The sequence below is a fragment of the Mucilaginibacter sp. P4_G9 genome (assembly GCF_056400985.1).
The window spans coordinates 1-6058 of sequence record NZ_JBFUKF010000308.1; the positions used below are offsets into that span (position 1 = coordinate 1).

7 protein-coding genes are annotated in these 6058 nt (G+C 41.7%); 2 read left to right on the plus strand and 5 right to left on the minus strand.

Translation table 11 applies throughout. From position 1 onward, the window contains the following. Together AC1DPZ_RS20305 and AC1DPZ_RS20310 are read right to left on the minus strand one after the other, a co-directional pair. The coding region (locus tag AC1DPZ_RS20305; protein WP_477406803.1) for a DUF3098 domain-containing protein at positions 1-184 on the minus strand (184 nt) is incomplete at its 3' end. Between the two features lie 83 nt (positions 185-267). Beyond that, a complete protein-coding gene (locus AC1DPZ_RS20310) occupies positions 268-1146 on the minus strand; it encodes a cell division protein FtsX (RefSeq protein WP_477406805.1) in 879 nt (292 codons plus the stop codon). Between the two features lie 340 nt (positions 1147-1486). Between AC1DPZ_RS20310 and AC1DPZ_RS20315 the strand changes: the two genes are divergently transcribed. Beyond that, the gene (locus AC1DPZ_RS20315) at positions 1487-1690 is read left to right on the plus strand and encodes a hypothetical protein (RefSeq protein WP_477406807.1); all 204 of its coding nucleotides are present in this window, start codon (positions 1487-1489) and stop codon (positions 1688-1690) included. A gap of 92 nt (positions 1691-1782) precedes the next feature. Here the strand turns inward: AC1DPZ_RS20315 and AC1DPZ_RS20320 are convergent, their stop codons facing one another. From AC1DPZ_RS20320 to AC1DPZ_RS20330, 3 genes are all read right to left on the minus strand, one after another. Next, entirely contained in the window at positions 1783-3582 is a 1800-nt protein-coding gene (locus AC1DPZ_RS20320; RefSeq protein ID WP_477406809.1) for an ABC transporter ATP-binding protein, read from the minus strand. A gap of 108 nt (positions 3583-3690) precedes the next feature. Next, on the minus strand, positions 3691-4476 hold the full coding sequence (gene truA, locus AC1DPZ_RS20325; protein WP_477406812.1) for a tRNA pseudouridine(38-40) synthase TruA: 786 nt from the start codon (positions 4474-4476) through the stop codon (positions 3691-3693). Between the two features lie 242 nt (positions 4477-4718). Beyond that, on the minus strand, positions 4719-5252 hold the full coding sequence (locus tag AC1DPZ_RS20330; RefSeq protein WP_477406814.1) for a DUF892 family protein: 534 nt from the start codon (positions 5250-5252) through the stop codon (positions 4719-4721). A 252-nt stretch (positions 5253-5504) separates the two neighbouring features. Here AC1DPZ_RS20330 and AC1DPZ_RS20335 point away from each other — a divergent pair, with 252 nt between their 5' ends. After that, a complete protein-coding gene (locus AC1DPZ_RS20335; protein WP_477406816.1) occupies positions 5505-5975 on the plus strand; it encodes a DUF4293 domain-containing protein in 471 nt (156 codons plus the stop codon). Positions 5976-6058: the final 83 nt, after the last annotated feature.

Sequence of the window (6058 nt, forward strand, 5' to 3'; positions counted from 1 at the left end):
TATCTGTAGTACCAGACATCAGCACAAAGCCGAACGCAACCACCAGTACACTGATGATTAAAAACTTGTAATTCCCTTTATCAAATATAAATTCAACCGGCGCGTTGCTGGTAGTTTTAAGTGTTGGTTTAGCTGCCTGTGCCGATGCTTTTAAAGGCGTAGTTGGTTTAAATTGCTGTGCCATGTATATTTTAATGATTGAATTATTGAATTATTGATTTAGCCCCGAAGTATAAAACCTTTCAGTTTTAGCCTTTTGCCTTTAACCTATCTATACAGATCGTATATTTTTAAACGTAAAAACTTATTAACTGCCAGGAATGTACTGAATGCGGATATAAATATCCCTGCTCCGATAACGCCTAAAAATACAATGCCAAATTCTGTATAATCCTGCAGAATCACCAAATCCGGCACTTCCTTGTAGGCGAAGTAAAGTGAGGCTATTAGTATAATAATGGCTATTAAACCGCCTAACAAGCCATGCCAGATTCCATAAAATAAAAACGGTTTGCGGATAAATCCTTTTGTTGCCCCTACCAGTTGCATCGATTTTATCAGAAATCTTTGCGAGTAGATAGCAAGCCTGATGGTATTGTTTATAAGCGCTACCGAAAGCACAACAAATATGCCTGCAAATACCAGGATGATCAAACTGATTGACGTTAGGTTCTGATTCATCTGATCAACCAATGATTGCTGGTATTTTACCTCTTTAACCAGGGGGTTCTTTAGCAGATCGGCTTTAAATTTTTCAATATCCTTATTATTTGCAAAATCGGCCTTAAGGTAAACATCAAGCGATTGTGAAAGTGGGTTATACCCCAGGAACTTCACAAAATCCTCACCCAGGTCCTTTTGAAGGTTACGGGCTGCAAGTTCTTTACTTACGTATTGGGTTTGCTTAACTATAGGGTTACCATCCAATTGTTTTTGTAGCTGCAATACATCGGTTTCATGCGCAGCATCATCAACAAAAATATTCAGCACAATATTTTCTTTAACATAGCGCGAAAGATTTTTGGCATGCACCAAAAGCAGTCCCAGCAGCCCTATCATTAATAATACCATGGCAATACCAAATACGGTAGAAATGTATATGGTTTTGGTTTTTTTTGCCGATGCACTTGCTTCAAATTCTTCCATGTTGTTTAGATATGAAACATGAGATTTGAGATTTGAGATTAAAAAAACAGCCACATTTTGGAGCTTGTCTTGCGTCTCATATCTTAATACCTCACATCTATATTCGTGCGAAATTAAGAAACACGCCTTAAAGGTAAAAGTTTATTAGTTATAAATATTGTTTAATGGTGTAATAGTGGGGTGGTTTTAACATTTATTAACTATTGGATCAGAATTTACAGAAGTAAAGAATGAGCAGAATGCTAATCCGGCTCCAGGGTCAATTCTGTAAATTTTAAAATCCGGCAAATTCAGATTCAGGCGAAATAAACAAAAGCCAGCCACTATATGTTATACCACTATGACAAAGCCAGCAAACGATAAAGGCAAACCATCACCTTCAGATACGCCTACCCGCCGGCCAAATGATAATGGTGGTAAAAGCAAGGTAAAAACAGAAGACAAGCAATACCACGCCGATGAACCTCATGGTGGCGACATTGCCAAAAAACACGAAAAGGAAGAACAGCCGGTACATTCGGTTAAAGCAGTTCCTAAAAATTGAGTCACGGGGAGCGGGGTTCGGGTTGCGGGTGGATGACAGTTAGCTGTCGGAATAAACATCCCGCTACAGACAACACGCAATACGCGACTTGACTACCTTGCTATCCCCGCCGAATTAAACTGCAGATCATACAGCTTTCGGTAATGGCCGTTCTCTATTTTTAGCAACTCCTGGTGGGTACCGGTTTCCATGATCTCGCCATGATCGAGCACAATGATCCTATCGGCATTTTGAATGGTTGACAAGCGGTGGGCTATCACAATGGCTGTGCGGCCCTGCATTAATTTATTGATAGCGTTTTGGATCAGGATCTCGGTTTCTGTATCTACCGATGAGGTTGCTTCGTCTAAAACCAAAATTGCCGGGTTATATACCAGGGCCCTGATGAAGGAGATCAGCTGCGATTGCCCTGCAGAAAGGGTTGCTCCGCGTTCCATTACATTATAATCGTATCCGCCGGGCAGGCGTTCAATAAATTCATGTGCGCCTACGTCCTTAGCCGCAGCAATGATCTGCTCGCGTGTTATAGATTGGTTATTGAGGCTGATGTTGTTGGCAATGGTATCGGTAAACAAAAATACGTCCTGTATAACGGTAGCAATTTGTGATCGCAGGAACTGTACCTCGTATTCGCGGATATCGTGTTCATCAACCTTTACACTTCCCTGCCCTATTTCATAAAAACGGTTCAGGATATTGATGGTTGATGATTTACCGGCACCGGTAGCACCAACAAGGGCAAGGGTTTCGCCGGGCTTTACGTGGAAGCTGATATTTTTCAACACCCAGTTTTCATCATTGTAGGCAAACCAAACTTTATCAAACGCTATATCCCCTTTTAACCGGCCTGTTTTCAGCGTTCCGTTATCAACGGCCATTTCATCGGTATCCAGCACTTTAAAAATCCTTTCGGCCCCAACCATGCCCATTTGCAGGGTGTTGAATTTATCGGCCAGCTGACGAATAGGGCGAAAAAGCATGTTCAGCAACACAATAAAACCTGTAATTACCCCGGGAGTAATACCTTTTTTTGATGCTGATAAAGCTGCCAGCTGATTATCAGACAGCATCCGTTTACAGCCGTACCATACCAGCAAACCAATACAAATGGCAAACAGGATCTCGACCACCGGAAAAAATATAGAGTAATACCAGTTTGAGCGAATGTTGGCATCCCGGTACTTAAGATTTACCGCTTTAAATTTGCGCATCTCCTGGTCTTCGCGCGCAAATAGCTGAATGATGCTGATTCCTGAAATATGCTCGGCCAGGAAAGTATTTAGCTGCGCCACCTGCGTGCGCACTTCCTGGAAGGAGGATTTAATGGCCTCCTTAAATACATAGGTTGACGCAAACAGGAAAGGCATTGGAATCAGGGTGATCAGGGCCAGTTTCCAGTCCTGGTAAAGCATAAAACCAATAACGGCAAATACCAGCAGCATATCGCCCATGATGCTGATCAATCCTTCAGAAAATATATCAGCGATGGTTTCCAGGTCGGATACGGTACGCGTTATCAGCATGCCAATAGGTGTACGGTCGAAATACTTTAACCTAAGACTGGTGATATGGTTAAAAATATCTATCCGCAGATCGCGGATCACGGATTGGCCAAGGGAGTTGGTTAAATAGGTTTGGTAATACTGTGCCACAGTTTGAATAAGTAACTGTGCTATCATCAGCGCCACCATAAAAACCAGTCCGTCGTAATCATCATTCAGGATATTAACATCCAGTGTGCGCTGGATCAGGATAGGCTGCAGCAAGGCGCTAACTGCCAAAAAAACAGTTAAAAGCCCCGCCACAACAAACGTGGTGTTGTACGGTTTTACATAACGCATCACCCGTTTTAACAGTTTCCAATCAAGTGCTTTCCCGGTAACTTCAGACATATGGCCCCCCAGCCCCCTAAAGGGGGAGTTTTTTGATTTGCTAATCTATTACTAATTTATAAATCATTACTACACTTTCCTTCCCGCTATTGTTCCCCCTTTAGGGGGTTAGGGGGCTACTACTATATAAGGATACTTTACCTCCGTTAAATACAATCCGCAGGCAGGTACACTCATACCCGCGTTTGAGCGGTTTTTGCTTTCAATGATCTCCCTGACAGCTTCGGGAGGTATTTCGCCTTTGCCAACCATCATCAGGGTACCAACTATTGCCCTTACCATGTTGCGCAAAAACCTATCTGCCGAGATATGAAACACCATACCCTGCTCCGTTTTCACCCATTCGGCCCGGCTAATTTTACAGTTATTGGTTTTCACCTGTGTGTTTGACTTACTAAAGCAGCTAAAATCAATATAATCCATGATCATGGCTGCTGCCTGGTTCATCAGCTCTAAATCGGGCACATCGCGCACCTGCCAGGAGTATCCCCTCAAAAAAGGATCTTTATTAAAATGAATATGGTACTGGTATGATCGCAGCGTGGCATCAAACCTGGCATGGGCATCCACATGAACGGGGAGGATGTTTTTTATAGCGATGTCGGGTGGCAATATGGCGTTGAGCCCCCCCCGCCCCCTAAAGGGGGTGCTTTCTAACGCACTTACTCCCCCTTCAGGGGGTTGGGGGGCATCAAAATGCGCAAAAAACTCCCGCGCGTGTACGCCGGTATCGGTGCGGCCGCATCCTGTTGTTTCAATTGGCTGGCGTAAAATTGTTGCCAGCGCTTTGTTAAGCGCTGCCTGAACGCTGTGGGCATTTTGCTGCACCTGCCAGCCATGGTAGGCTGTGCCATCATAAGCCAGTTCAATAAAATAGCGTTGTTTACCCGTCACGCGGCAAAGTTAATTATTATGCCGGGCTTGGGTGTTCATAATTTGGTCAAAGTGTTCATGCTGTTTTATCCTGGTATTGGTTTACAGCGTTCCATTGGAACGCGTGGTACGCATGAAACGGCGTGGAACGCCTTGGTGTTGACTATCAACACTTTAGCCATTTTAAAATCATAGCACGGAACACCTTTATGCCTGATAATAAACAAGTTAGCGTATCGTAATTTTATGCCAAAATACTAAATTTACCCGCCTGAAGGTTCGCTGATATACTCTTTATAAATAGATTCAAACATAATTTTATCCTCCACAGCCTGGTTAAAGGGTTTATCTAAAAAAGTATTGCTGTACCCTATGGCCCTGGCCAGGTTTTTTAAAACCTTAAAATAAGTAACCTCAATACCTTCAACCAACTGCAGGTAAAAAACAATAAAAACATCGCGTTCCATAGGGGTTTTACCGGCTTTAATAGCCGATAGGTATGCTTCCAGCGTCATGGCTTTCATACCCAGTACACTTATTTTTGCCTGGTCTTCGTTAATGCTGTTAAAAATACCTTCTATATGCGCTAATTGATTTTGGGCGTCATCGCAACAATCCTGTATGGCATTTTTTAAATACTGTAAAGATGCAAGCGCTTTTATCTCCTCAAAAAAAACCACCAGGTGCTGTTTACCACAGTAAATACTGTTTAAATGCTCCAGGAATATTTTTTTCAGATGGGCATCTTCAAACTTCACTTCCTGGGGGGATAAATTATTATTATGGATCGGGATCATCGCTAAATGGTTAATTGGAAAATTAGTTTAAATATAGTATATTAATTATCATAAAAAGCAAATTTAACTGCCATTAAAAATAACCCAGGGCATGTAATAATGGATAGTACTGAGTTAAAAATCTCAAGTATTAATTGAGAAAAAATAAGAAATATCAACAAAAATCAGGAAAAAAACAGGACTAACTTATAACTTGCTGCTACATACTTTTTAACTTAACAACACTATATTTGCGCTTATAATTTTAATATCATGTTACAACGAATACAAAGCATTTACCTGTTGTTTGCCGGTCTGGTGTTGTTTGCCCTTTACTTTTTTCCGCTGGCTCACAACGTATATGTTAATGATGTACCCGTAACCATTATGGTTACCGGCATTTTCCAGGACTTAAACGGCGCGCATAAAAACATAGAATCTTTCACGGCACTTACCGCCGTTACTGCAATAGTGGCACTTATTCCATTGGTTATAATTTTCTTATTTAAAAACCGCAAACAGCAAATAGCCCTTTGCTACAGCGCCATATTGGTATTGTTTGGCTATAGTTTCTGGATGGCTCAAACCGTTAAAAAAGCTGTTGGCGAAGGAGTTCAACTGGGTACCAAAACAATGGGGGTTGGGCTTTTTCTTACATCAATAAGTATTGTTATGTTGCTGTTGGCTATTAAAAGCATCAAAAATGATGAAAAGCTGATTAAATCGGCAGACAGGTTAAGGTAGAATAATACCTGCCATGCGATTTTTTCTTCCCGGTTTTTTCCTTCTTCGCTTTTATTTGGCCAGTCCATTGATGTGCAGAAACT